Genomic DNA, 23,754 nt, shown 5'->3' on the forward strand with positions numbered 1-23,754 from the left:
GGTGGGGGGAAAGGGGGTCCTCAGACCTGTCCGTCGCCGAAGACCGGGCGGACGTCGCGGGCGGCCAGGATCTCGTCGTTGCTGGACCCGGCGGCGACCATCGGCCACACCTGGGCGTCGGAGCCGACGATGAAGTCGATGACCACGGGGGCGTCGTCGATCGCCATGGCCTTCTCGATCACCGCGTCCACGTCGTCCTTGGACTCGCAGCGCAGACCCACGCAGCCCAGCGCCTCGGCGAGGGTGACGAAGTCGGGGATGCGCACCTGCCGCGCCGTCCCCTCCTTCCCGCCGTGGGTGTTCAGGTGGGTGTTGGAGTAGCGGCCCTCGTAGAACAGGGTCTGCCACTGCCGGACCATGCCGAGGTTGCCGTTGTTGATCACGGCGACCTTGATCGGGATGCCCTCGATGGCGCAGGTGGCCAGCTCCTGGTTGGTCATCTGGAAGCAGCCGTCGCCGTCGATGGCCCACACGGTGGTGCCGGGCATCCCGAACTTGGCGCCCATCGCGGCGGGGACGGCGTAGCCCATCGTGCCCAGGCCGCCGCTGTTGAGCCACGTGCCGGGCTTCTCGTACTTGACGAACTGGGCGGCCCACATCTGGTGCTGGCCGACCCCGGAGGCGTAGATCGCGTCCGGACCGGCGATGGCGCCGAGCCGCTCGATCACGTACTGCGGGGAGAGCATCCCGTCCTCGGGCCAGTCGTAGCCCAGCGGGTAGCGGGCGCGCCAGTCCTCCAGCTGCGCCCACCACCCGGTCAGCTGCGGGGTGCGGCCGGCCTCGTGCTCGGCGCGCAGCGCGGTGACCAGCTCGGCGATCGTGGCCTTCGCGTCCCCCACGATCGGCACGTCGGCCCTGCGGTTCTTGCCGATCTCGGCCGGGTCGATGTCGGCGTGGACGACGGCGGCGTGCGGCGCGAAGCTGGACAGCTCGCCGGTGACCCGGTCGTCGAAGCGGGCGCCCAGGGCGACGAGAAGGTCGGCCTTCTGCAGCGCGGTGACCGCGGTGACGTTGCCGTGCATGCCGGGCATGCCCAGGTTCTGCGGGTGGCTGTCCGGGAAGGCGCCGCGGGCCATCAGCGTGGTGACGACGGGGGCGCCGGTCAGCTCGGCGAGCTCGGCCAGCTCGGCGGTGGCGCCGGCCTTGAGCACCCCTCCCCCGACGTAGAGCACCGGCTGGCCGGCGCCGGCGATCAGCGCGGCGGCCTCGCGCACCTGCTTGCCGTGCGGGCGGGTGGTCGGCTTGTAGCCGGGCAGGTCCAGCCGCGGCGGCCAGCTGAAGTCGGTGGTGGCCTGCAGCGCGTCCTTGGAGATGTCGACCAGGACCGGGCCGGGGCGCCCGGTGCCGGCCAGGTGGAAGGCCTCGGCGATCCGCTGCGGGATCTCGTCGGGGTCGGTGACCAGGAAGTTGTGCTTGGTGATCGGCATGGTGATGCCGCGGATGTCGGCCTCCTGGAAGGCGTCGGTCCCGATCGCGGCGCTGGGCACCTGGCCGGTGATGGCGACGATCGGCACCGAGTCCATGTAGGCGTCGGCCAGCGGGGTGACCAGGTTGGTCGCACCCGGCCCGGAGGTGGCCATGCAGACCCCGACCCGGCCGGTGGCCTGGGCGTACCCGGTGGCGGCGTGCCCGGCGCCCTGCTCGTGCCGGACCAGCACGTGCCGCAGCGCGGAGTCGAACAGCGGGTCGTACGCGGGCAGGATCGCCCCGCCCGGGATGCCGAACACCACCTCGACGCCGACCGCCTCCAGCGACCGCACCAGGCTCTGCGCACCGGTGATCCCCGAGACCGGCTCGCTCGCGACCTCGGCGATCGTGCGGGCCGTGGTCTCCACCCCGAGGGTGGACTGCGCGGCCGCCTCGGTGGGCTGCATGGGGGTGGCCGGCGCGGCGCCGGCGCCGGGAGCCGGGCCGGTGGCGGGGCGGGTGGCCGCTGCGGTGCGGCCGGAGCTGCTGGGGGTGCTCATCTGGTCGATCTCCCTGGGCGCGGGGTGGGGTGCTGCGGCGGGTCGCTCGGCGGTCCGGCCGAGCGGTGCCCGGCCAACAAAAAACCCCTCGTGCCGTGGCACGGAGGGGTGGCGCGTCGGTCGGGAGGGACCGGCGCGCTAGTGGATCGCTACGAGGAGACGGGTGCTGGGCACGGGAGACACTGTGCCCCCACCCCGCGCACCCGTCAACCAGAGCGTCCCATTCAATGGGACGCGATCACTCACTGACTGAGACGGCGGGCGCGTCGGTGGGCAGGGTGCCCGGCCCGGCGTCGAGCAGGGCGGCGTCGAAGCCGTCGATCACCGCGGCCAGCGCCTCCGGCCGGGTCGGCCGGCCGAGCAGGAAGCCCTGCAGGAAGCGGCAGCCCAGCTCGCGCAGCGCCGCCAGCTGCCCCGGGGTCTCCACGCCCTCGGCGACCACGTCGATGTCCAGCCGACGGCCCAGCTCGATGACGCTGTGCACCAGGGCGGCGCTGCGCTGGTCGACCTCGATGTCGGCCAGGAACTCCCGGTCCATCTTCAGCACGTCCACCGGCAGCCGGGTCAGGTAGGCGAAGGTCGAGTAGCCCCGGCCGAAGTCGTCCAGGGAGATGACGCAGCCCATGTCGTGCAGCGTCTGCAGGTCCCCGTCGGCCCGGTCGGGCTCACCGATGAACAGCGACTCGGTGACCTCCAGCATCAGCCGGCTCGGCGGCAGCCCGGCCCGGGCCAGCGCGGCGGCGACGTCGGGCACCAGGCTGCCCGACTGCAGGTGCCGCACGCTGATGTTGACGCCCAGCCGCAGGTCCCGGCCCTGGCGCAGCAGCCCCGCCAGCTCCGCGGTCGACTGCTCCAGCACCCACCGCTGCAGCGGCACGATCAGCCCGTCGTCCTCGGCCAGGCCGACGAACTCGTCGGGTGGGACCTCGCCCAGCACCGGGTGGTCCCAGCGCACCAGCGCCTCCAGGCCCAGCACCCGGCGCTCGACCGTGCCGACCACCGGTTGGTAGACCAGCCGCAGCTCGCCGCGGGAGAGGGCGTCGGGCAGGTCGCGGGCCAGCCGCGTGCGGCGCGCGGTGGCGCTGTCGGCCGTCTCGCCGTGCCGTCGGACCCGGCCCTTGCCGGCGGCCTTCGCCGCGCGCAGCGCCAGGTCGGCATGGCGCACCGTCGTCGGGACGTCGTCGGCGGGGTCGACCTCGGTGACCCCGATGCTGCAGGAGACGTCGAAGACCAGGTCCGGGTCGGCCCCCGGCGTGGGCACCGACCGGTGCACCCCGGCCAGCTCGCCGATGATCCGCTCGGCCAGCCCGGTGGCCTCGTCCAGACCGGCGCGCACCAGGACGGCGAACTCGTCGCCGCCCAGCCGGCCGACCAGGTCCCGGTCGCGCACCGTGGCACGCAGCCGGTCGGCCACCTCCACCAGCAGGAGGTCACCAGCCTCGTGCCCGGCCACGTCGTTGACCGCCTTGAACCCGTCCAGGTCCAGCAGCAGCACGCAGGAGACCTCGCCCTCGGCCGCCCGGCTGCGCGCGCCGGTCAGTGCGGCCATCAACCGGGCCCGGTTGGGCAACCCCGTCAGGTAGTCGGTGTAGGCCAGCCGCTCGAGCTCGAGCTCGTGCTGGCGGCGCTCGTCGACGTCCCGGACGTGCAGGACCACGCCGGCGCCATCGCCCCCGTCGCGCACGTCGACGGGCAGCGCCCGCACCTCCCGGGTGGGGACGGCCCGCACGGCCTCGTACCTGCGCCAGCTCCCGTCCCGGGCACGCAGCCGGAAGGTGCGGCTGCGCCCGCGGTCGGGATCGACGCCGGCTGCCAGGACGGTCAGCAGCTCCGCCCGGTCGTCGTCGTGGACGAAGTCGACCAGCGGCCGGCCCTCCAGGTCACGCGCCGTCCAGCCGTGCGGGTGGCTGCCGGCGGTCGAGTCCCAGGTGATCCGGCCGCGGTGGTCCAGCACGATGGTGACGTCGGCGGAGCCGTGCGCGAGCGTGCGGAACCAGGACTCGGTGCGCAGCACCCGCCGGGTCAGCCGCGCCCCGTCCGCCGCCCACAGCAGCGTGCGGACGAAGGTGAGCACCAGCAGCAGGGACGCCGCGGCCGCCTCGAGGGGGTCGATGGCCCGTCCGGCGATCCGGCCGGCCAGCAGCAGGAAGACCACCCCGAACGCCGCGCAGTAGCTGATCACCACGCCCAGCAGCGGCACCCCGACCGCGGCGTCGTCCGGTTCCGCGGAGCCGCCGGGGTCTGCGGCGACGGCCAGCGTGCCCGCGGCCAGCGTGGCCAGCCACGCCACCCCGGTGACCACGTCGGCGCCCGGCGACGGGCTGACCACCGAGATCGACCCGCTCACGGTGACCACCGTGACGGAGGCGAAGCAGCCCAGCAACCAGCCGGCTGCGCCGCGCCGGGGTTCGCTGACGCCGGCGAAGGTGATCAGCCCGAGGGTGCACAGCACGACCCCGAGGGCCGGGTAGCCCAGCGTGAGCAGGTCGTCCACCGCGCCGGGGGCCGCGCCCAGCGTCGCGGTGACGACCAGCTCCAGCAGTGCGGCGAGCGCCACCAGCGCCACCACGGCGTCCAGCACGACCCGGGAGTCCAGGCGGGTGGCTGCCGAGCGGATCAGCCGCGCGCAGCCGAGCACCGCGAAGGGGGCTGCCGCCACCAGCGGGACGTCCTGCAGGCCGGCCTCCACCGGGTTGAGCCCCGCGCCGCGGACCGCGGCGATCGCCTCCCCGACGAAGAGCAGCCCGGCGACCACGGCGAAGGCCCGCCACGGCGCGGCCGAGTCCCCGTCCAGCCGGCCCGCGTGCCGGAGCACCAGCACCCCGATCGCCAGCGAGGCGGCGCTGATGACGGCGGGGCCGGCGTGCACCGAGACCACCGGCCAGCGGTACTCGATGACCGACAACGCGATGGCGACGGCGCCGAGCAGCGACAGCACCTGGTGCTTCGGCCACCGCGCCGGTGCCACCGCGAACCGGGTCCTCGGGAGCGCCGCACCCGGCACCACGGGGGCGGTCACGGTGCTCCCACCCGGCCGGACAGGCCCGGCACGAGCCGCCCGCCGTCGGCCTCGAGCAGCTGCACCAGGGCCGGCAGGCTCACCGGCCGGGAGATCAGGTGCCCCTGGGCGAAGCCGCAGCCCAGGCCGTGCAGCACCGACAGCTGGCTGGTGGTCTCCACGCCCTCGGCGACCACGTCGATCCGCAGCGCCCGGCCGAGCGCGACCACCGCCTCGCAGACCGCCCGGGCGTAGGCGTCGCGGTCCACCCGGGAGAGCAGGGAGCGGTCGAGCTTGATGATGTCCAGCGGCAGCCGGCCCAGCGCCGGCAACGAGGAGCTCGCCCGGCCGAAGTCGTCGAGGGCGAGGTGCACGCCCATCAACCGCAGGGCGGTGATGTCGTCGGCGACGTCACCGCCGGTCAGGGCGGACTCGCTCACCTCCAGCACCAGCTGGTCCGGCGCCATGCCGCTGGCCTGCAGCGCCGCCGACACGTCGCCCACCAGCGTGCCGCCGGCCAGGTGCTGGGCCGACACGTTGACGCCGAGCTTCAGCGGCGCGCCCCGCTGGGGCAGCGTGACCGCGGCCGCGGTCGCCTCCCGCAGCACCCAGCGCTGCAGGTGCCCCACCAGGCCGCCGCGCTCGGCGACCGGCAGGAACTCCTCGGGCGGCACGTCGCCGAGCACCGGGTGCCGCCAGCGCAGCAGCGCCTCGACGCCGGTGACCCGGTGGTCGTCCAGGGCGATCAGCGGCTGCCAGACCAGCGTCAGCTCGCCGCGCTCGCGGGCGCCCACGAGGTCGGCGCGCAGCAGCTCGCGCCGGTCCCGGGCAGCGGTGAGCTCCTCCCGGTGCCGGCGGACCGACCCCGCGCCGGCGCCGCGGGCGTCGGTGACGGCCAGCTCGGCGCGGTCCACCACCTCGCGCTCGGTGAGCCCGCCGGCCAGCGGGACCAGCCCGACGACCGCGGTCAGGTCGACGATCCCCACGTCGGTCGGGATCGGGGCGTCGATGACCGACAGGCAGCGGGCGGCCAGCCGGTCGGCGTCGGCCACCGTGCCGGCGGCGAGCACGCTGAACAGCTCGGCCCCGATCCGGGCCACCTGGTCCTCGGCGCGCACCACGCCGCGCAGCCGGCGGGCCACCTCGGCCAGGGCGACGTCGACGACGTCCCGGCCGGCGTTCTCGTGTGCCTCGCGGAGCCCCTGCACCTCGATCAGCAGCAGCGCCGCCGACTGCTCGGCGTCCTCGTCGTCCGGCGCGCCGCCCTGGGACGGCGCGCCCTCGGACGGGAGCCGGCCGAGCAGCTGGGTCAGGGCGACCCGCTGGGCGGCGCGGTTGGGCAGGCCGGTGAGCGGGTCGGTGAAGGCAAGCGAGCTGAGCTCGTGCTCCCGGTCGCGCCGGGCGGTCACGTCCCGGCAGTGCAGCACCAGCGCCCGCACGTCGGCGTCCGCGCGCAGGTCGCTGGCGCCGGCCTCCAGGACCCGCCAGCTGCCGGTGTGGTCGGGTAGCCGGAAGCTGCACAGTCCCACCGGGCCCGCGTCACCACCGAGCCAGGCGCGCACCTCGGCGGTGTCGTCGGGGTGCACCACCTCCATCAGCGGCCGGCCCAGCAGACCCGGGCCGGAGTCCGCCCGGGCCGGTGCCAGCGAGGGCGCCGCCCAGGTGATCCGCAGGTCGCTGCCGAGGATGACCACGGCGTCGCTGCTGGACCGGACCAGTGACCGGAAGTAGGCCTCGCTGCTGCGCAGCCGGGCGGCGACCCGGGCCTCGTCCCGGGCGGTGACCGCCCGGTGCAGCAGGGTCAGGACCAGGCAGCAGAACAGCGCGGCCCCGGCGGCGAGCGGCGGCTCGGCACCCAGCAGCGGGGCGACCAGGTAGGCCAGCACCGCGGCGACCATGACCAGGTGCGGCACGAGCTGACCGGCCTGGCCCAGCCGGGAGCTGCGCCGGCTGGGCGGGGCGACCACGGCGGCCCCGGGGTCACGCCGCGCCGCCAGGCAGAGCAGCAGCAGGCTGGCCAGCTGGGCCGCCGGCACGCCGGCGGTGAGCACGGCAGGGTGCAGCTCCGGGCCGGCCAGGGTGAGCCCGTGCGCGGTCGCCCAGGTGGCCACGGCCAGCAGCATGAGCGCACCGGTCACCCGGCGCGGGCCGGCGGAGGCCGCGACGAGCACGAGGCCGGCCGAGAGCACCGACGCGGTCGCCAGGCAGGCCAGTTCGAGCACCAGCCGGGAGGAGCCCACCGGCTGGCCGTGCAGCGCGGGACCGACGACCAGCACCTGCGCCAGGACCATCGACGCGCTGAAGAACAACAGGGTCTCGGTGAGCAGCCGGGCACCGCCCTGGCGCAGCTGCCCGGGGGTCAGCAGCCGGAGCACCGCGACCAGCGCGATCAGCACGGCCGGCAGCCCCACCGCCTGACCGGCCTCCGCGAACAGCCCCGCACCCCACAGCCCGGCCCCGAGGTTGCCGAGCAGCCCGAGCAGCACGGCGACCGCCAGCAGCCGCCAGCCGCCCAGCCGTGCGCCGCGCCGGGAGCCGCTGCGCCACAGCACCGCCACGGTGCCGAGCGAGGCGGCCAGCAGCAGCAGGTCGGCAGCCAACGGCGCAGCTCCGCCCGCCGCCCCGGTCAGCACCGGGACGGCGAGCAGCCACCCCAGGGATGCCCGTCGCCTCTGCTCCACCCGAGGACTGTCGACGGGCCGGCACCGCGAGAACAGGTCACCGGCGGTGGGGTCACCCGTTCGAGCAGTGCCCGGAGGTCAGCTGGTGATGGCTCCCTGCGCGGCCGAGCCGACGAGCTTCGCGTACTTGCCCAGGACGCCCCGGGTGTAGCGGGGAGCCGGCGGCGCCCAGCCCTCCCGGCGGCGGGCCAGCTCCTCGTCGTCCACCAGCAGCTCGAGGGTCCGGGCCGCCAGGTCCAGGCGGATGCGGTCACCGTCGCGGACGAACGCGATCGGACCACCGTCGGCCGCCTCCGGCGCGATGTGGCCGACGCACAGGCCGGTGGTGCCGCCGGAGAACCGGCCGTCGGTGAGCAGCAGCACGTCCTTGCCCAGCCCGGCGCCCTTGATCGCCCCGGTCACGGCGAGCATCTCGCGCATGCCCGGGCCACCCCGCGGGCCCTCGTAGCGGATGACCACGACGTCGTCCTTCTGGAGCGTGCCCTCGGTGACGGCGTCCATCGCGCCCTGCTCGCCGTCGAAGACGCGCGCGGTGCCCTCGAAGACGTCGGCGTCGAAGCCGGCGGACTTCACCACGGCGCCCTCCGGGGCGAGCGAGCCGCGCAGGATCGTCAGCCCGCCGGTCTTGTGGATCGGGTCGCCCATCGCCCGGATGATCGCGCCGTCGGGGTCCGGCGGGGAGATCTCGGCGAGGTTCTCCGCCAGCGTCCGGCCGGTCACGGTGAGCACGTCACCGTGCAGCAGGCCGGCGTCCAGCAGGGCGCGCATGACCACCGGGACGCCGCCGATCCGGTCGACGTCGGTCATCACGAACCGGCCGAAGGGCTTCACGTCGGCCAGGTGCGGCGTCCGGTCACCGATCCGGTTGAAGTCGTCGAGGGTGAGGTCGACGTCGGCCTCGTGCGCGATCGCCATCAGGTGCAGGACGGCGTTGGTGGAGCCACCCAGCGCCATGGCCACGGTGATGGCGTTCTCGAACGCCTCCTTGGTCATGATCTGCCGCGCGGTGATGCCCTTGCGCAGCAGCTCGACCACGGCCTCGCCGGAGGCGATCGCGATGGCGTCCCGGCGGGCGTCCGGTGCCGGCGGCGCGGCACTGCCGGGCAGCGCCATGCCGAGGGCCTCGGCGACGCTGGCCATCGTGTTGGCGGTGTACATGCCACCACAGGAGCCCATCCCGGGGCAGGCCGCCTTCTCGATGGCGGTCAGCTCGTCGCGGGTGATCTTGCCGGCGGCGCAGGCGCCGACGCCCTCGAAGACGTCGATCAGGGTGAGGTCCTTGTCCCCCAGCTTCCCCGGCAGGGTGGAGCCGGAGTAGACGAAGACGCTGGCCAGGTCCAGGCGGGCGGCGGCCATCAGCATGCCGGGCAGCGACTTGTCGCAGCCGGCGAGCAGCACCGTGCCGTCCAGCCGCTCGGCGAAGACGACCGTCTCGACCGAGTCGGCGATCACCTCACGGGAGACCAGCGAGGCGCGCATGCCCTCGTGGCCCATGGAGATGCCGTCGGAGACGGAGATGGTGCCGAACTCCAGCGGGTAGCCGCCGGCGGCGAACACGCCCTCCTTGGCCCGCTTGGCCAGCCGGTCCAGCGACAGGTTGCACGGGGTGATCTCGTTCCAGGACGAGGCCACGCCGACCTGGGGCTTGGCGAAGTCGTCGTCGCCCATGCCGACCGCGCGGAGCATTGCGCGGGCCGGGGCCTTGGCGTCGCCGTCGGTCACCTCGCGGCTGCGCGGCTTGACGTCGACGGTGCGGTCGCTGGCGGGGCGGTCTTCCACGGTCGTCACGACCGGCGATGGTAGGCCGGTCGCCGGTGCACTGGCCGGGTCGGTGGTGGTCATCGGGTGCTCCTGATCAGGGACGGGTGCCGGGGGCGCCGGCGGGGAGGGTGGGCTCGGTGGCCGCGCTGCGGCGGGCCCAGTGGCCGGCCAGCAACGAGCCCGAGACGTTGTGCCAGACGGAGAACAGCGCCGCCGGCAGCGCGGCGGCGGGAGAGAAGTGGGCGGTCGCGAGCGCCGCGGCGAGGCCGGAGTTCTGCATGCCGACCTCGATGCTGACCGCCCGCCGGCCCTGCTCGTCGAACCCGCAGGCGCGGGCCACCGCGTAGCCCAGGCCCAGCCCCAGCACGTTGTGCAGGACCACGGCCAGCACCACCAGGAGGCCGACCGACAGCAGGGTGTCCGCGCTGGCCGCGACCACGATCGCGACGACGACGGTGATCCCGGCGACCGAGACCAGCGGCAGCACGTCCAGCAGGCGTTCGATCAGCCGCGGCACCAGCCGGCGCAGCAGCAGCCCGAGCAGCACCGGGACCAGCACGACCTGCACGATCGAGACGAACAGGCCCCCGCCGTCGACCGGGAGGTACTGGCCGGCCAGCCACAGCACCAGCAGCGGGGTGAGCAGCGGGGCGAGCAGGGTGGACACCGACGTCATCGCCACCGACAGCGCGGTGTCACCACGGGCCAGGTAGACGATCACGTTGGACGCGGTGCCGCCGGGCGCGGAGCCGACCAGCACCATCCCCGCCGACAGCGCCGGGGACAGGTCGAGCACCTCGGCGATCCCGAACGCCAGCAACGGCATGACCACGAACTGCGCGGCGACGCCGGCCACCAGGGCCCACGGCCGGCGCGCCACGATCGCGAAGTCCACCGGCCGCAGGGTCATGCCCATGCCGAGCATGATCAGCGCGAGCAGCCAGGGCACCGCCACCGTGCCGCCGGCGAAGGCGCCGGGCACCAGCAGGGCCAGCGCCCCGGCCAGCACCACGATCACCGCGAACCACCGGCCGGCGAAGCCGCTGACCCGTCTGACCGTCTTCACGCCGTTCCCTCCCCGTGCCTGTCGGTCCAGGGTGCGGTCGATCAGCGGGGTGGACAAGGACAGCGATGATGCTGGTACCAGTACCACCACCGAGGAGACGCCCGTGGAGCGGTCACCCAGGACCGAGCTCGCCGCCTTCCTGCGCTCGCGGCGCCGGCAGGTCGACCCCAGCGGCCTGGGTGTCCCGGTCAGCGGCCAGCGGCGCACCCCCGGGCTGCGCCGGGAGGAGGTCGCACTGCTCTCCGGCGTCAGCCACACCTGGTACACGTGGCTGGAGCAGGGGCGGGACATCCGGCCCTCGCGGCAGGTGGTGGACGCCGTCGCCCGCACGCTGCAGCTGTCCCCGGCCGAGCACCAGTACGTGCTGCGGCTGGCCGGGTACGCCGCCGCGGCACCCGCCGAACCCGGCCGGGCGCAGGTGCCGGCACACGCCCAGCGGCTGCTGGACGCCCTCGGCGACTCCCCCGCCTACGTGATCACCCGCAGCTGGTCGATCGTCGCGTGGAACGCCGCGTACGCCCGCTTCTACCCCGGCGTCGCCACCGCCCCGGCCGCCGACCGCAACCTGCTCTGGGTGGTCTTCACCGACCCCTACGTGCGGGAGCTGCTCGGCGACTGGACCACCGACAGCCGGCGGTTCCTCACCCAGTTCCGCGCCGAGGTGGGCGCCCGGCTGCACGACGCCGACGTCGTCGACCTGCTCGCCCGGCTGCAGCAGGCCAGCGCGCACTTCCGGGCCGGCTGGGCCAGCCACGACGTGGACTCCTTCAGCTCCAGCGAGCGGCGCTTCGAGCACCCGGCGGTCGGCACCCTGCTGCTGGAGCACCACCAGCTGACCCTGGCCGACTCCCCCGACCTGCAGCTGGTCGTCTACACCGCGACCGCCGGCTCCGACAGCGCCGCCCGGCTGGCCCGGCTCAGCGCGGGCTGACCGGCGAGACCGTCTGCGACGATGGGCGCGTGCCTGTCGCTCGCTTGCGGATGAGCCGGACGGCGCTCCTCCCGGTCCTGTTCCTGACCGTCTGCGTCCTCCCGCTGGGCGGCGCCTCGCCGTGGCTGCTGGTGCTGTTCGTCGTCCCGGCCGTGCTCGCCGCCTGGGTGCTCCGGGTCGGTGTCGACGTCGGGGACGACGGGGTGACCGTGCGCTCCCTCGTCGGCGCACGCCACGTGGGATGGGCCGAGCTCGCCGGGATCCGGGTGGGTGAGCGCTCGGACCTGTGGCTGGTCACCACTGCCGGCACCCAGGTGCGACTGCCGGTGCTCCGCGCCCGTGACCTGCCGCGCCTGGCCGCCCTCTCCGGCGGCCGCATCCCCACCCCCTGAGGCCCTTTCCGCTCAGTCAGCTCGCCGGCTGCTCGCCGGTCCACGGGGGCGGCTGCTCCGGGCACCCCTCGGCGCTGCGCAGGTAGGTGATGGCATCCGGCGCCGGCGAGGAGTAGGGGCCGTCGGTGTCCACGCCCTCGCTCACCGCGCCCTGCCGGACGTCGTCCGAGTAGATCTGCACCGCCCCCAGAGGCACGGCCGCGGTGAAGGCCGTGCCCGGAGGAACTGATCCTCTGGCGACCACGGCGGCCCCCTGCCGGAACTCCACGTCAAGGGCATCACCATCACCCGAGGCGCCCTGGCAGTAGGCCACCAACTGGACGCGTGGTGCGTCGTCGGATCCGCAGCCGGCCAGGACCGGGAGACCGACCAGGAGCACAGCCAGAGCGGCCACTCCCAGGGCCCTGCCCGACCTGCCCAGCGCCCGGTCGCGGACACCGCCCATCGTCATGACGATCACCTCACCGCGCAGCGTAGAGCTGCCCTGCTGCCTGTCGCACGAACCGCGCGGAGGTGGCGGACGAGCCGGCACCGGCACGGACGTCGTCCGGCGGTGGAGCGGTACGGGACCTCCTAGTACTCGTCGACCACGTTCTGCAGCGGCTCCCCTGCCAGCACCCGCCGGAGCTGATCGGTGACCGCGGCGGCGGCGCGGGCGTTGGTGTCCGGCACCGCCCCTCCCACGTGCGGGGTGAGCAGCAGCCCGGGCGCCGACCACAGCGGGTGGCCCTCCGGCAGCGGCTCGGGCTCGGTCACGTCCAGCGCGGCCCGCAGCCGGCCCGAGGTCAGCTCGGCCAGCAGCGCGTCGGTGTCGACCACCACGCCCCGGGCCGCGTTCACCAGCAGGGCGTCGTCCTTCATCGCGGCCAGGAACGCCGCGTCGACCAGGCCGGTGGTCTGCGGGGTCACCGGGACGATGAGCACCACCACGTCGGCCTCGGGCAGCAGCTGGGGCAGCTCGTCGATGCTGCGGACGCCGTCCCGGGCGGTGCGGGCGACGTAGGTCAGCTCGACGTCGAAGCCGGCCATCATGGCGCCGATGGTGCGGCCGATGTCGCCGGCGCCCACCATCAGCACCTTGGCGCCGACCAGCGAGTGCTCGGTGCGGAAGTCCCAGCGGCCGGCGTCCTGGGCGCGGGTGAAGTGCGGGATGCCGCGCTGCGCGGCCAGCGTCGCGGCGACCGCCCACTCCGCGGTCGCGGGGGTGTGCGCGCCCCGGGCGTTGCACAGGGTGACCCGCTCGGGCAGCCGGCCGACGAACTTCTCCGCCCCGGCGCTCATCAGCTGGACCAGCCGCAGCTCCGGCAGGGCCTCCAGCACCTCCGCGCCGATGTCGCCACCCCCGCGCGGCACCATCACCTGGGCCCGGGCCTCCTCGCCGGTCGGCACGCCGTCGGCCGGGTCGAACCGGTGGGCGCGGACCCGCGGCGAGACCGCCTCGACGGCCTCGGCGAGTGCCCGGGAGGGGACGAGGACGTGCAGCGTCTCCTCCGGACCCAGCGGCAGGACAGGGGCGGCGGGCGCGGTCGTGTCGGGCACGGTCCCCGACCCTAGGCGGCCCCGGGCCGGCCGGCGCGCGGGCCCGGGTGCACCCGGCCCGGCCGCCGTACTGTTGCGCGGGTGGGACGGCGGACGACGGCGCGCGGCACCCGGCGGTGGGCCACGACCCGGCCGGCCCTGACGGTGGCCCTGGGCTGCCTGCTACTGGCCGGCTGCGGCGGCGGCTACGAACCCGCCGGCCCGTTCCGCGAGCAGGCCGAGAACCCGCCCCCGCAGGTCGGCCCGCCGGTGGAGAGCAGCCCCGCCCCGGTGCCGGGCGAGCCGTCGACGCCGGGCTCCCAGGACGAGCAGGAGGGCGACCCGGCGGTGGTGGCCACCGACCTCGCCGTCCCGACCGGGATCGCGCTGCTGCCCGACGGCACGGCCGTGGTCGGCGAGCGGGACACCGGCCGGCTGCTGCAGGTCTTCCCCGACCGCTCGCCGGCCCAGGAGCTGATGACCCTGCCCGGCGTCGACAGCACCGGGGACGGCGGGCTGCTCGGGCTCGCGGTCTCCCCCACCTTCGCCGAGGACGGGCTGCTCTACGCCTACGTCTCGACCGCCACCGACAACCGCGTCGTCCGCTTCCCGCTGGGCGGCACCCCCAACCCGGTGCTCACCGGCATCCCGCGCGGCGAGGTGCACAACGGCGGCGGGCTGCTGTTCGGGCTGGACGGCACCCTCTTCGTCGGCACCGGCGACGCGGGTGACCCGGCGCTGGCCGCCGACCCGGCGTCGCTGGCCGGCAAGGTGCTCGCCGTCGACGTCTTCGGCCAGCCGGCCGGGGCCGGGCCGGTGTACACCAGCGGCCACTCCGACGTCACCGCGCTCTGCACCGGCGACGGGGAGCAGCTCTACGCCACCGACGAGGCGCCGACCGGGGCCGACGAGCTGAACGCCCTGCAGGCGGGCAGCTCCTACGGCAGCGGGGGCACCGCCCCGGTGCTGACCGTGCCGGCCGACGAGGGCGGGCTGGGCGGCTGCGCAGCCGCCGGCCCGTACGTCTTCCTCGGCGCCCTGGACGGGCAGCGGGTGCTGATCGTCGAGCTGGACGGTGCCGGCGTCCCGGTGGAGGAGCCCGAGCCGTTCCTCGCCGAGGAGTACGGCCGGCTGCGCAGCCTCGCCCTCGACGCGCAGGGCGCCCTCTGGGTCACCACGTCCAACCGGGACGGCGTGGGCACCCCGGTCGAGGACGACGACCGGGTGCTCCGGGTCCAGCCGCCGTCCGCCGGGGGCGGCTCCCCGCTCTGACGAAGGGGACCCCCCGCCCCCACCGCTCGCAAGCCCATGGCGGGACCCCGCACCGGGGCCGGCGACTGAGAAGCGGCCGGGGCCGGGCCGGGGGCCGGAGGCGGCTGTGAAGCTCATCTTCTCGGCTTGACTGCTCTCAGGTGAAGGGCACGGCGACGATCCAGTAGTCGACGCCGGGGGGTATGTCGAGATCCACGGTGACTTGCGACTCGCCTGCCGGCACAGGAATCGCGCCGTAGACGAGGAACTGGGAAGAGCATGGACCTGAGTAGAAGGTGCCCATCGTCACAGTGAACTCGCTGTCAGGAGTGCAGGACACGTAGAACCTGAGTTGCGATACGTTCGCGAGCCCCTCCACAGGAATGACTTGTGGACCGGTCCCTCTCTGGTGCAGGACGGTCGACACCTCTGATGAGACGAAGTCCGCCGAGTCCCGGTTCGTGATCTCGTCCAGGGGGTCTTCGAGAAGTGGTTCATCCACTTCAGTGGGCGACGTCGTCGGAGTCTCGGAAGGTGAGTCCGCTACCCGTCCGCCCGCCGCGCTCTCGTCCGTGCATGCCGACAGGTGAAGCACTGCAAGTGCGAGCAGGACGGCACCCACCGAGCTCCGGACGATTCTCAACACCCGGCCTTCCATCTTCCAGGTCGCGAACTGTGGTCGGGAACCGTATGAGCGCCGTCACAAAGTGTCAAGAATGGCGGGCCGATGAGGCGTGCTGCGGGAAGTCGAACCAGTGGGGATCGGTCATCGCCGTGTTCAGCCACTGCCTTCAGTAGGTCGGCCAGTCGCAGGACGGACTGGACGCCCACCTTCCTCGGATGACCGAGATCCGCCGGCCGCCTTCCCGGTGGCTCCAGCGCTTCCAGGAAGGCCGAGCCCGATGGACGTCCTGACGGTTGTCTGGGATGTCGCGGCGCCCCCGGATGTCCAGCTCTCGACCCGGGAATGCCTCTGCACCCGCCGCGTCTTCTCGCTGCGGGCGCGGTCGAGACGCACCGGCCCCCGGCAAGAGCGCCGGCCCTAGCTGGATCTCGCCCCGCAGGTGACCATCGCCGACACCGTCGCGCTGCCGCGGCTCCCCGTCCGTGCTCTGCACTGTCCAACCTGAGAGGAGCCCACCAGTGAGCTCACCGTTCGAGTGCGTCACCAGTTCGACCGACGATGCGGTGGGTCGAGACGCGGGGACTGCGGTCAGCGGGGGTACGGCCGGGTGAACCGGTGGACGAGGTGTGCCGGCGGGTCGATCGGGTTGTCGGGCACCAGGTCACCGGCGACGTACCAGGTGGCGCCGGCCCGGCGGAGTGCACGCCAGGAGGCGGTGTTGCCCAGCGCCACCGGCACCAGCACGTCCTCGGCGTCCGGGTGGTCGGCGAAGCCGCGGGCGACCGCGGCGGCGATCATCGCCGCACCCAGCCCCCGGCCGCGGGCCGCCGGCTCACCGACCAGGTAGTCGATGCTCAGCGCCCCGGCGGGCACCGGGCAGACCGCCGACAGCTCGGCCACCGACCCGGGCTCGTCGGCGAACGCGTACACCTGCACCAGCCCGAACGGCTGACCCTCGTGCACGCCGAGGTACAACGCGGTGGGGTCGGTGCCGTCGATGCCGGGCCCGTACTGCCGCTCGACCGCCGCCGGGCTCGGGTCGTCGTCCCACCACCGGGCGACCAGTGGATCGGTCAGCCAGCGGCAGAGCAGCGGCAGGTCCGCCCTCGTGAGCGGGCGCAGCTCGACGACGGGCAGCCCCACCCGTCCAGGCTAAGAGCCGAGCACCCGCTCCTCCAGCATCCGCTTGACCGTGGGGGCATCCGCCTTGCCGCGGGTGGTCTTCATGACCGCCCCGACCAGCGCGCCCAGCGCGGCCACCTTGCCGGCCTTGACCTTGGCGATCACGTCGGGGGCCCCGGCGATGGCGGCCTCGACGGCGGCGACGAGCTCGTCGGACTCCCCCATCACCGCCAGGCCCTGCGCCTCGACCACCGCGGCCGGGTCGCCCTCGCCGGCGAGCACGCGGTCGAGCACCTGCCGGGCCAGCCCGTCGTTGATGGTGCCGTCGTTGACCAGCCCGACCAGCTCGGCGACCTGCGCCGGGGTGACCGCCAGCTCGGCCAGCTCGACGCCGGCGTCGTTGGCCCGCCGGGCCAGGTCGCCCAGCCACCACTTGCGGGCGTCACCGGGCGCGGCGCCCGCGGCGACGGTCTCCTCGACCAGGCCGAGTGCGCCGGCGTTGGCCAGCCAGGTCATCTCGGTGGCCGAGATGCCCCACTCCTGCTGGAGCCGGACGCGGCGGGCGGCCGGCAGCTCGGGCAGCGCCACCCGCAGCGACTCGATCCAGTCGGCGTCGGGGGCCAGCGGCACCAGGTCGGGCTCGGGGAAGTACCGGTAGTCGGTCGCCTCCTCCTTGCTGCGCCCGGAGGAGGTGCTGCCGGTGTCCTCGTGGAAGTGCCGGGTCTCCTGCCGCACGCGGCCGCCGTCGTCCAGCACGGCCGCCTGCCGGCGCATCTCGAAGCGGACGGCGCGCTCCACCGACCGCAGCGAGTTCACGTTCTTGGTCTCGGTGCGGGTGCCCCACTCCAGGGCGCCGGCCGGGTTGAGCGAGATGTTGACGTCGCAGCGCAGGCTGCCCTGCTCCATCCGGACGTCGGAGGCGCCGAGCGCCTGGACGATCTCGCGCAGCTCGGTGACGTAGGCGCGGGCGACCTCGGGGGCCTTGGCCCCGGCGCCGGGGACCGGGCGGGTGACGATCTCCACCAGCGGGATGCCGGCCCGGTTGAAGTCGATCAGCGAGTGGTCCGCGCCGTGGATCCGCCCGGTGGCGCCACCGACGTGCAGGTTCTTGCCGGTGTCCTCCTCCAGGTGCACCCGCTCGATCTCCACGCGGTACGTCTGCCCGTCGACCTCGACGTCCAGGTGCCCGGCGGTGCACAGCGGCTCGTCGTACTGGCTGGTCTGGAAGCCCTTGGGGATGTCCGGGTAGAAGTAGTTCTTCCGGGCGAAGCGTGACCAGTTGGCGATCCGGCAGCCCAGCGCGAGGCCGATCCGGATGGTCGCCTCGATCGCTGCGGCGTTGGCCACCGGCAGCGAGCCGGGCATGCCGAGGCAGACCGGGCAGGTCTGGGTGTTCGGCTCGGCACCGAAGGTGGTGGCGCAGCCGCAGAACATCTTCGAGGCGGTGCCCAGCTCGACGTGGGTCTCCAGGCCGATCACCGGCTCGTACCGGGTCAGCAGCTCGTCGTAGTCCACCAGCCGATCGCCCATGGTGCTGGTCACTGCTCGTCCTCCAGGTGCGTGCGCTCGCCGGCTGCCCCGGTCTGCTGGGTGGGTGCGGCCGCGCGCCCGGTGAACCAGGCGCCGACCGCGGTGAGCAGGCCCAGGACGATGAAGACGGCGAAGATCGCCTGCCCGGTCACCGCCCAGAGCACGATGCCGGCGACGATCACGAACGCGGTGAGGCCCCAGGCGGCCTTGAGCGGGCCGGTCACGCCGCGGCCCGGCCCGGCAGCTCGTCCAGCAGCCGGTGGCCACGGGCGGCGTCCTGCGCGGCCTCCAGTGCGGCGGCCACCCGGTAGCAGCGGTCGTCGGCCAGCGCCGGGGCCATGACCTGCAGGCCGACCGGCAGCCCGTCGGACAGGCCGCTGGGCACCGAGATCGCCGGCAGGCCGGCCAGGCTCGCCGGCAGGGTGCACAGGTCGGCGGCGTACATCGCGATCGGGTCCTCGACCCGGGCCCCGATCGGGAAGGCCACGGTCGGGGTGGTGGGGCTGACCAGCACGTCGACGTCGGCGAAGGCCGAGGTGAAGTCGCGGGTGATCAGCGTGCGGACCTTCTGCGCCTGGCCGTAGTAGGCCTCGTAGTAGCCGCTGGACAGCGCGTAGGTGCCCAGGATGATCCGCCGCTTGACCTCCGGGCCGAAACCGGCCTCCCGGGTCAGCGCCATCACCTCGTCGAGGTCGTGACTGCCGTCGTCGCCGACCCGCAGGCCGAACCGGACGCCCTCGTAGCGGGCCAGGTTGCTCGACGCCTCGCTCGGCGCGATCAGGTAGTACGCCGGCAGCGCCAGGTCGAAGGACGGGCAGGAGACCTCGGTGACCTCCGCGCCCAGCCCGGCGAGCACCTCGATCGCCTCGCGGGTGCGGGCCAGTACGCCGGGCTCGTAGCCCTCGGTGTGCCCTTCGCCGCCGAGCTCCCGGACGACGCCGATCCGGACGCCGCGCAGGTCCCCGGCCGCGCCGGACCGCGCGGCGTCGGCCAGACCGGCCAGCGGGGAGTCGATGCTGGTGGAGTCGCGGGGGTCGTGGCCGCCGATGACCTCGTGCATGACCGCGGCGTCCAGCACGGTGCGCGCCATCGGGCCGGCCTGGTCGAGGCTGGAGGAGAAGGCGATGAGGCCGTAGCGGGACACCGAGCCGTAGGTGGGCTTGTGGCCCACGAGGCCGGTGACGGCGGCCGGCTGGCGGATCGAGCCGCCGGTGTCGGTGCCGATCGACCAGGGCGCGAGGTCCCCGGCGACGGCGGCGCTGGAGCCACCGGAGGAGCCACCGGGGATGCGGTCGGTGTCCCAGGGGTTGCGGGTGACCTGGTAGGCGGAGTTCTCCGTGGAGGAGCCCATCGCGAACTCGTCCATGTTGGTCTTGCCCAGCAGCACCGTGCCGGCCTCGGCCAGCCGGGTGGCGATGGTGGCGCTGTAGGGCGGAAGCCAGCCCTCGAGGATCTTCGAGCCGCTGGTCGTCGGCACGCCCTCGGTGACCACCAGGTCCTTGAGCGCGACCGGGACGCCGGCCAGCGGGCCCAGCTCGTCGCCGGCGGCACGGGCCTCGTCGACGGCGGTGGCCGCGGCGATCGCGGCGTCGTCCTCGACGTGCAGGTAGGCGCCGAGCCGGCCGTCCTGGGCGGCGATCCGGTCCAGGTGCGCACGGGTCACCTCGACGGCGCTCACCTCACCGGTGGACAGCAGCCGGGAGAGCTCGGCGACGTCGGCAGAGGTCAGGTCGGTGCGGGTGCTGGTCACTCGGCGTCCCCCAGGATGCGCGGCACGCGGATCCGGTCGTCCTCGGCGGCGGGTGCCCCGGCCAGCACCACGTCGCGCGGGAGGCTGGGGGTCACCACGTCGGCGCGCAGCACGTTGGTCAGCGGCACGGCGTGGGACATCGGCGGGACGTCGGCCACGGCGGCTTCACCGACCCGGGCGACGGCGCCGAGCACCTGGTCCAGCTGTCCGGCGAAGCGGTCGAGCTCGTCGTCGGTCACCGCCAGGCGCGCCAGGCGCGCCAGGTGCGCGACGTCCTCTCGGGAGATGCTGCTCATGCTGCCGGGGAACCCCATTCGTCGACCTGCCCGTTGCCACGACTCGCGTCATACGACGTGTCAACTGTACGTGGGCGGCCGCACCGCCCCGACCGCGAGCCGGGCTGGATACCGGGCGCCTGATGGGGGAGGCTGCCCCTGTCCCCGATCGACGGCGATCGGCCCGCGGCGCGAGGCACCGGAGGGATCCGTGTCCTATCTCTTGCGGCTGGTCGTGCCCGACCGGCCCGGCATCCTGGGCGCCGTGGCGAGCGCGCTCGGCGAGGCCGGGATCGACATCGTCTCCGTCGACGTCCTCGAGCGGGGCAACGGCGTGGCCGTCGACGACATCGTGGTCGAGCTGCCGGCCGACCGGGTCGCGGACAGCCTGATCACCGCGGCGACCGCGGTGCCCGGGGTGCAGGTCGAGTCGCTGCGGCCGTTCGCCGGGCCGATGGACACCCACCGCGAGCTGGCCCTGCTGGAGGCCCTAGCCCCGGCCGGCGAGGGCACCGCGAAGGTGCTCGCGACCGAGCTGCCCCGGGTCTTCCGCAGCGGCTGGGCGGTCGTGCTGGCCGGCTCGGCGGAGGCCCCGACCGTGCTCGCCGCCTCCGACGCGGCGCCGTCCCTGGAGGGCATCCGGCCGCCCTGGCTGCCGCTGACCTCTCCCCTGCTGCTGCCCAGCGACGCGGACTGGGTGCCGGTGCGCTGGCAGGAGATGGCCGTGGAGATGATGGCCGCCCCGCTCGGCGTCGAGGGCACCGCGGTACTGCTCGGCCGGTCCGGCGGCCCGGCGTTCCGGCGCTCGGAGCTGCTGCGGTTGGCGCACCTGACCGGACTGGCCGCGACCGTCGCCCGGCTCCCCCCGGTCTAGCCGGCGGCCCCGTCCGCGGGCTCGGCAGGCGCCGAGCCGTCGCCGATGGTGGCGACCTCCCGGGCGGCGTCCGGGCCCTGCTCCAGCAGCACGGCGAAGCCGTCGTCGTCCAGGATCGGCGCCTTCACCGCCACGGCCTTGTCGTACTTGCTGCCCGGGTCGGCACCGACCACGACGAAGCCGGTCTTCTTGGACACCGAGCCGGTGACCTTGCCGCCGCGCTCCTGGATGGCCGCGATCGCCTGGTCGCGGCTGTGGTCACGCAGTGACCCGGTGACGACCACGGTGACGCCGGTCAGCGGCCCGGGGGCGTCGTCGGACTCGGCGTCGGCCATCCGCACGCCGGCGGCCCGCCACTTCTCCACCACGTCGCGGTGCCAGTCGACGGTGAACCAGTCGCGCACCGCCGTGGCGATCGTGGGGCCGACGCCCTCGGCCGCGGCCAGCTCCTCCTCGGTGGCGGCGATCAGCCGGTCGATCGAGCGGAACTCGCGCGCCAGCGCCTGGGCGGCGGTCGGGCCGACATGCCGGATGGAGAGTGCCACCAGCACCCGCCACAGCGGCACGTCCTTGCGGGTCTGCAGGTTGGTGAGCAGCCGCTTGCCGTTGGCGGAGAGGGTGCCGTCCTTCTTCGTGAAGAAGTCGGTGCGGCACAGTGCCTCCTCGTCGAGGGCGAAGACGTCGCCCTCGTCGGCGAGCAGGTGGCTCTCCAGCAGCGCGGCGGCGGCCTCGTAGCCGAGCACCTCGATGTCGAAGGCGCCGCGACCGGCGACGTGGAAGACGCGCTCCCGCAGCTGGGCGGGGCAGGAGCGGGCGTTCGGGCAGCGGATGTCGGCGTCGCCCTCCTTCTCCGGCCGCAGCTCGGTACCGCACTCGGGGCAGTGCGTGGGCATGACGAACTCGCGCTCGTCGCCGGTACGCGCGGCGACCACCGGGCCGAGCACCTCGGGGATGACGTCACCGGCCTTGCGGATGACGACGGTGTCGCCGATCAGCACGCCCTTGCGCTTGACCTCGCTGGCGTTGTGCAGCGTGGCCAGCTGGACGGTGGACCCGGCGACCTTGACCGGCTCCATGAACGCGAACGGGGTGACCCGGCCGGTGCGCCCGACGTTGACCCGGATGTCGTGCAGGGTCGTGGTCGCCTCCTCGGGCGGGTACTTGAAGGCGATCGCCCAGCGCGGGGCGCGGCTGGTCGACCCCAGCCGCCGCTGCAGCGCGACCTGGTCGATCTTGACCACGACGCCGTCGATCTCGTGTTCGACAGCGTGCCGCTGCTCCCGGTAGCGCTCGATGTAGCCCCACACGCCCTCGAGCCCGTCGACCACCTCGTAGCGCTCACTGGTGGGCAGGCCCCAGGCCCGCAGCTGGTCGTAGGCGCCTGACTGCCGGTCGGGCTCGAAGCCGCGGCGGGCACCGATGCCGTGCACCACCATGCTGAGCGGCCGCTTGGCGGTCTCCCGGGCGTCCTTCTGCCGCAGCGACCCGGCTGCGGCGTTGCGCGGGTTGGCGAACGGCGGCTTGCCCGCCTCGACCAGCCCGGCGTTGACCTCGGCGAACGCGGCCACCGGGAAGTAGACCTCGCCCCGGACCTCCAGGAACTCCGGCACGTCGTCGCCGGTGAGCTCCTGCGGGACGACGGCCAGGGTGCGCACGTTGGCGGTGACGTCCTCACCGGTGACGCCGTCGCCGCGGGTGGCGGCCCGGACCAGCCGGCCGCGCTCGTAGACCAGGTCGACGGCCAGGCCGTCGACCTTCAGCTCGCAGAGGTAGCCGGCGCCCGCGGCGCCGTCGCGCTCGGCGCGGGCGGCCCAGGCGGAGAGCTCGTCGGAGGAAAAGGCGTTGTCCAGGCTCTGCATCCGCTCCGGGTGGGTGACCGGGGCGAAGGTGGCGCCGAAGCCGCCGTTGACCTTCTGGCTGGGCGAGTCGGGGGTGACCAGCGCCGGGTGGGCGGCCTCGATGGCCTTCAGCTCGCCCATGAGCTCGTCGTACTGGCCGTCACTGACCAGCGGGGCGTCCTGCACGTAGTAGGCGAAGGCGTACCGGTCGAGCTCCTCGGCCAGGTCGCGGTGCCGGGTGCGCGCGTCGTCGGGGACCTCGGTGACGTCCTCCCGGTCGACGGCCGCTCCCACGCGCGGCTCGCCGACTCCACCCAGCTCCACGTCTGCCTCACTGCTCACGCCGGAACGGTATCCGGACGGTGCGACAGGCACTCGATGCTCGATCGCGGCTCACCCGCCGGGAGCAGAGACGTGCGCCTGCCGCACCGCAGTCGCCGACTGGCACCCTCATCGCTGTGCCGCTGGATGTCGTGTGCGCGTTCTGTGGCGAGACGGCCCGAGGAAGCGACGTGGACCCCTGCGCCCTCGTCGTGGTCGCACGATGGCAGGAGGAGGCCGCGCAGCAGCGAGAGCAGCAGTTCTTCGTCCATGCGGAGTGCCTCCGCGCACGCCTGCACCCGGACGTCGCTGCGCACGCGAGGGTCCTGGACGCCGACTGGGACGGCGACGAGCTCTGAGGGCTACCGGAGGGGTCCGATGAGGATCTCGGTGCCGTCGGGTCGCCAGGTGCGCCATCGGCCATCCGGTTGTCGTTCGACGTGGAAGCCGTGGTGGACCTTGGTGTGGTGCCGTTCGCAGAGCAGGGCTGAGTTCTCCAGGTTGGTCTCGCCGTCGTGCAGCCAGTGGATCAGGTGGTGCACCTCGCACCACCACGTCGGGGCACCGCACCCGGCGAACACACACGACTTGTCCCGCCGCTCGACTGCTCTGCGCAGGCCGGGGGTGACCACCCGGTGGTCCCGGCCCAGGTCCAGCGGCGTCCCATCGGGGCCCATCACGATCCGGGAGATGCTCCCATCACAGGCCAGGTACCGGGCCCGCGCGGCAGAGATCATGGCCCCGAAACCGGTGTCCGCCGCACCAGCGCCCGTGGCCGGGTCGACCAGGTCATCGAGGTCGATGCCGACGACCACGTGCGGCTTGACCGTCCGCAGCATCGGCAGACCGCCGCA

20 protein-coding genes are annotated in these 23,754 nt (G+C 74.3%); 5 read left to right on the forward strand and 15 right to left on the reverse strand.

Going from position 1 to position 23,754, the window contains the following annotated elements; genetic code table 11:
* Positions 1-20: 20 nt before the first annotated feature.
* The 5 genes from Q1A09_RS18610 to Q1A09_RS18630 form a co-directional block, all read right to left on the reverse strand.
* Complete coding sequence (locus Q1A09_RS18610) at positions 21-1,967, reverse strand: acetolactate synthase large subunit (protein WP_299958393.1); 1,947 nt, start codon at positions 1,965-1,967, stop codon at positions 21-23.
* Between the two features lie 238 nt (positions 1,968-2,205).
* Positions 2,206-4,986 (reverse strand): bifunctional diguanylate cyclase/phosphodiesterase, encoded by a 2,781-nt coding sequence (locus tag Q1A09_RS18615; RefSeq protein ID WP_299958395.1) that lies wholly within the window; start codon positions 4,984-4,986, stop codon positions 2,206-2,208.
* Positions 4,983-7,646 carry a bifunctional diguanylate cyclase/phosphodiesterase gene (locus Q1A09_RS18620; RefSeq protein WP_299958398.1) on the reverse strand — a complete coding sequence of 888 codons (2,664 nt, stop codon included), beginning with the start codon at positions 7,644-7,646 and terminating at the stop codon, positions 4,983-4,985. Before Q1A09_RS18620 ends, Q1A09_RS18615 begins: the two co-directional genes overlap by 4 nt.
* 78 nt (positions 7,647-7,724) lie before the next feature.
* Positions 7,725-9,434 (reverse strand): dihydroxy-acid dehydratase, encoded by a 1,710-nt coding sequence (gene ilvD / locus Q1A09_RS18625; protein ID WP_299958401.1) that lies wholly within the window; start codon positions 9,432-9,434, stop codon positions 7,725-7,727.
* A 67-nt stretch (positions 9,435-9,501) separates the two neighbouring features.
* Positions 9,502-10,473, reverse strand: coding sequence for a bile acid:sodium symporter family protein (locus Q1A09_RS18630; RefSeq protein WP_299958404.1), 972 nt, complete (start codon positions 10,471-10,473; stop codon positions 9,502-9,504).
* A gap of 103 nt (positions 10,474-10,576) precedes the next feature.
* Here Q1A09_RS18630 and Q1A09_RS18635 point away from each other — a divergent pair, with 103 nt between their 5' ends.
* Positions 10,577-11,404, forward strand: a complete 828-nt coding sequence (locus Q1A09_RS18635) for a helix-turn-helix transcriptional regulator (RefSeq protein WP_299958406.1) — start codon at positions 10,577-10,579, stop codon at positions 11,402-11,404.
* A 29-nt stretch (positions 11,405-11,433) separates the two neighbouring features.
* Positions 11,434-11,796 (forward strand): PH domain-containing protein, encoded by a 363-nt coding sequence (locus tag Q1A09_RS18640; protein ID WP_299958409.1) that lies wholly within the window; start codon positions 11,434-11,436, stop codon positions 11,794-11,796.
* Between the two features lie 16 nt (positions 11,797-11,812).
* On the opposite strand, the gene Q1A09_RS18645 is transcribed toward Q1A09_RS18640, so the two are convergent.
* Together Q1A09_RS18645 and Q1A09_RS18650 are read right to left on the reverse strand one after the other, a co-directional pair.
* Positions 11,813-11,977 carry a hypothetical protein gene (locus Q1A09_RS18645; protein WP_299958411.1) on the reverse strand — a complete coding sequence of 55 codons (165 nt, stop codon included), beginning with the start codon at positions 11,975-11,977 and terminating at the stop codon, positions 11,813-11,815.
* Positions 11,978-12,369: 392 nt separating this feature from the next.
* A complete protein-coding gene (locus Q1A09_RS18650; protein ID WP_299958414.1) occupies positions 12,370-13,335 on the reverse strand; it encodes a 2-hydroxyacid dehydrogenase in 966 nt (321 codons plus the stop codon).
* A gap of 81 nt (positions 13,336-13,416) precedes the next feature.
* Between Q1A09_RS18650 and Q1A09_RS18655 the strand changes: the two genes are divergently transcribed.
* Complete coding sequence (locus tag Q1A09_RS18655) at positions 13,417-14,586, forward strand: sorbosone dehydrogenase family protein (protein ID WP_299958417.1); 1,170 nt, start codon at positions 13,417-13,419, stop codon at positions 14,584-14,586.
* A 136-nt stretch (positions 14,587-14,722) separates the two neighbouring features.
* On the opposite strand, the gene Q1A09_RS18660 is transcribed toward Q1A09_RS18655, so the two are convergent.
* The 6 genes from Q1A09_RS18660 to gatC all read right to left on the reverse strand — a co-directional run bounded on the left by Q1A09_RS18660 (position 14,723) and on the right by gatC (position 19,888).
* On the reverse strand, positions 14,723-15,187 hold the full coding sequence (locus Q1A09_RS18660; protein WP_299958421.1) for a hypothetical protein: 465 nt from the start codon (positions 15,185-15,187) through the stop codon (positions 14,723-14,725).
* Positions 15,188-15,778: 591 nt separating this feature from the next.
* A complete protein-coding gene (locus tag Q1A09_RS18665) occupies positions 15,779-16,333 on the reverse strand; it encodes a GNAT family N-acetyltransferase (protein ID WP_299958424.1) in 555 nt (184 codons plus the stop codon).
* Between the two features lie 9 nt (positions 16,334-16,342).
* The gene (gene gatB / locus Q1A09_RS18670; RefSeq protein WP_366139808.1) at positions 16,343-17,842 is read right to left on the reverse strand and encodes an Asp-tRNA(Asn)/Glu-tRNA(Gln) amidotransferase subunit GatB; all 1,500 of its coding nucleotides are present in this window, start codon (positions 17,840-17,842) and stop codon (positions 16,343-16,345) included.
* 8 nt (positions 17,843-17,850) lie between these two features.
* Positions 17,851-18,066, reverse strand: a complete 216-nt coding sequence (locus tag Q1A09_RS18675; protein WP_299958431.1) for a hypothetical protein — start codon at positions 18,064-18,066, stop codon at positions 17,851-17,853.
* On the reverse strand, positions 18,063-19,592 hold the full coding sequence (gene gatA, locus Q1A09_RS18680; RefSeq protein WP_299958434.1) for an Asp-tRNA(Asn)/Glu-tRNA(Gln) amidotransferase subunit GatA: 1,530 nt from the start codon (positions 19,590-19,592) through the stop codon (positions 18,063-18,065). Before gatA ends, Q1A09_RS18675 begins: the two co-directional genes overlap by 4 nt.
* Complete coding sequence (gene gatC, locus Q1A09_RS18685) at positions 19,589-19,888, reverse strand: Asp-tRNA(Asn)/Glu-tRNA(Gln) amidotransferase subunit GatC (RefSeq protein WP_299958437.1); 300 nt, start codon at positions 19,886-19,888, stop codon at positions 19,589-19,591. Before gatC ends, gatA begins: the two co-directional genes overlap by 4 nt.
* A 190-nt stretch (positions 19,889-20,078) precedes the next feature.
* On the opposite strand from gatC, the gene Q1A09_RS18690 reads away from it, so the two are divergent.
* Positions 20,079-20,741 carry an ACT domain-containing protein gene (locus Q1A09_RS18690; protein ID WP_299958440.1) on the forward strand — a complete coding sequence of 221 codons (663 nt, stop codon included), beginning with the start codon at positions 20,079-20,081 and terminating at the stop codon, positions 20,739-20,741.
* Here the strand turns inward: Q1A09_RS18690 and ligA are convergent.
* Positions 20,738-22,921, reverse strand: coding sequence for an NAD-dependent DNA ligase LigA (ligA, locus tag Q1A09_RS18695; protein WP_299958443.1), 2,184 nt, complete (start codon positions 22,919-22,921; stop codon positions 20,738-20,740). The genes Q1A09_RS18690 and ligA overlap by 4 nt on opposite strands.
* A gap of 170 nt (positions 22,922-23,091) precedes the next feature.
* On the opposite strand from ligA, the gene Q1A09_RS18700 reads away from it, so the two are divergent.
* Positions 23,092-23,259: a hypothetical protein gene (locus tag Q1A09_RS18700; RefSeq protein ID WP_299958446.1), complete on the forward strand. Its 168-nt coding sequence runs from the start codon at positions 23,092-23,094 to the stop codon at positions 23,257-23,259.
* A gap of 3 nt (positions 23,260-23,262) precedes the next feature.
* On the opposite strand, the gene Q1A09_RS18705 is transcribed toward Q1A09_RS18700, so the two are convergent.
* On the reverse strand, positions 23,263-23,754 hold a 492-nt coding region (locus tag Q1A09_RS18705), incomplete at its 5' end, for an HNH endonuclease signature motif containing protein (protein ID WP_299958449.1).

The sequence above is a fragment of the uncultured Modestobacter sp. genome, assembly GCF_947486615.1.
GTDB lineage: Bacteria > Actinomycetota > Actinomycetes > Mycobacteriales > Geodermatophilaceae > Modestobacter.

Coding starts and splice junctions, on each gene's coding strand:
- Q1A09_RS18610 (WP_299958393.1), bottom strand. CDS start 1,967: ATGAGCACCCCCAGCAGCTCCGGCCGCACCGCAGCGGCCACCCGCCCC.
- gatB (WP_366139808.1), bottom strand. CDS start 17,842: ATGGGCGATCGGCTGGTGGACTACGACGAGCTGCTGACCCGGTACGAG.
- gatC (WP_299958437.1), bottom strand. CDS start 19,888: ATGAGCAGCATCTCCCGAGAGGACGTCGCGCACCTGGCGCGCCTGGCG.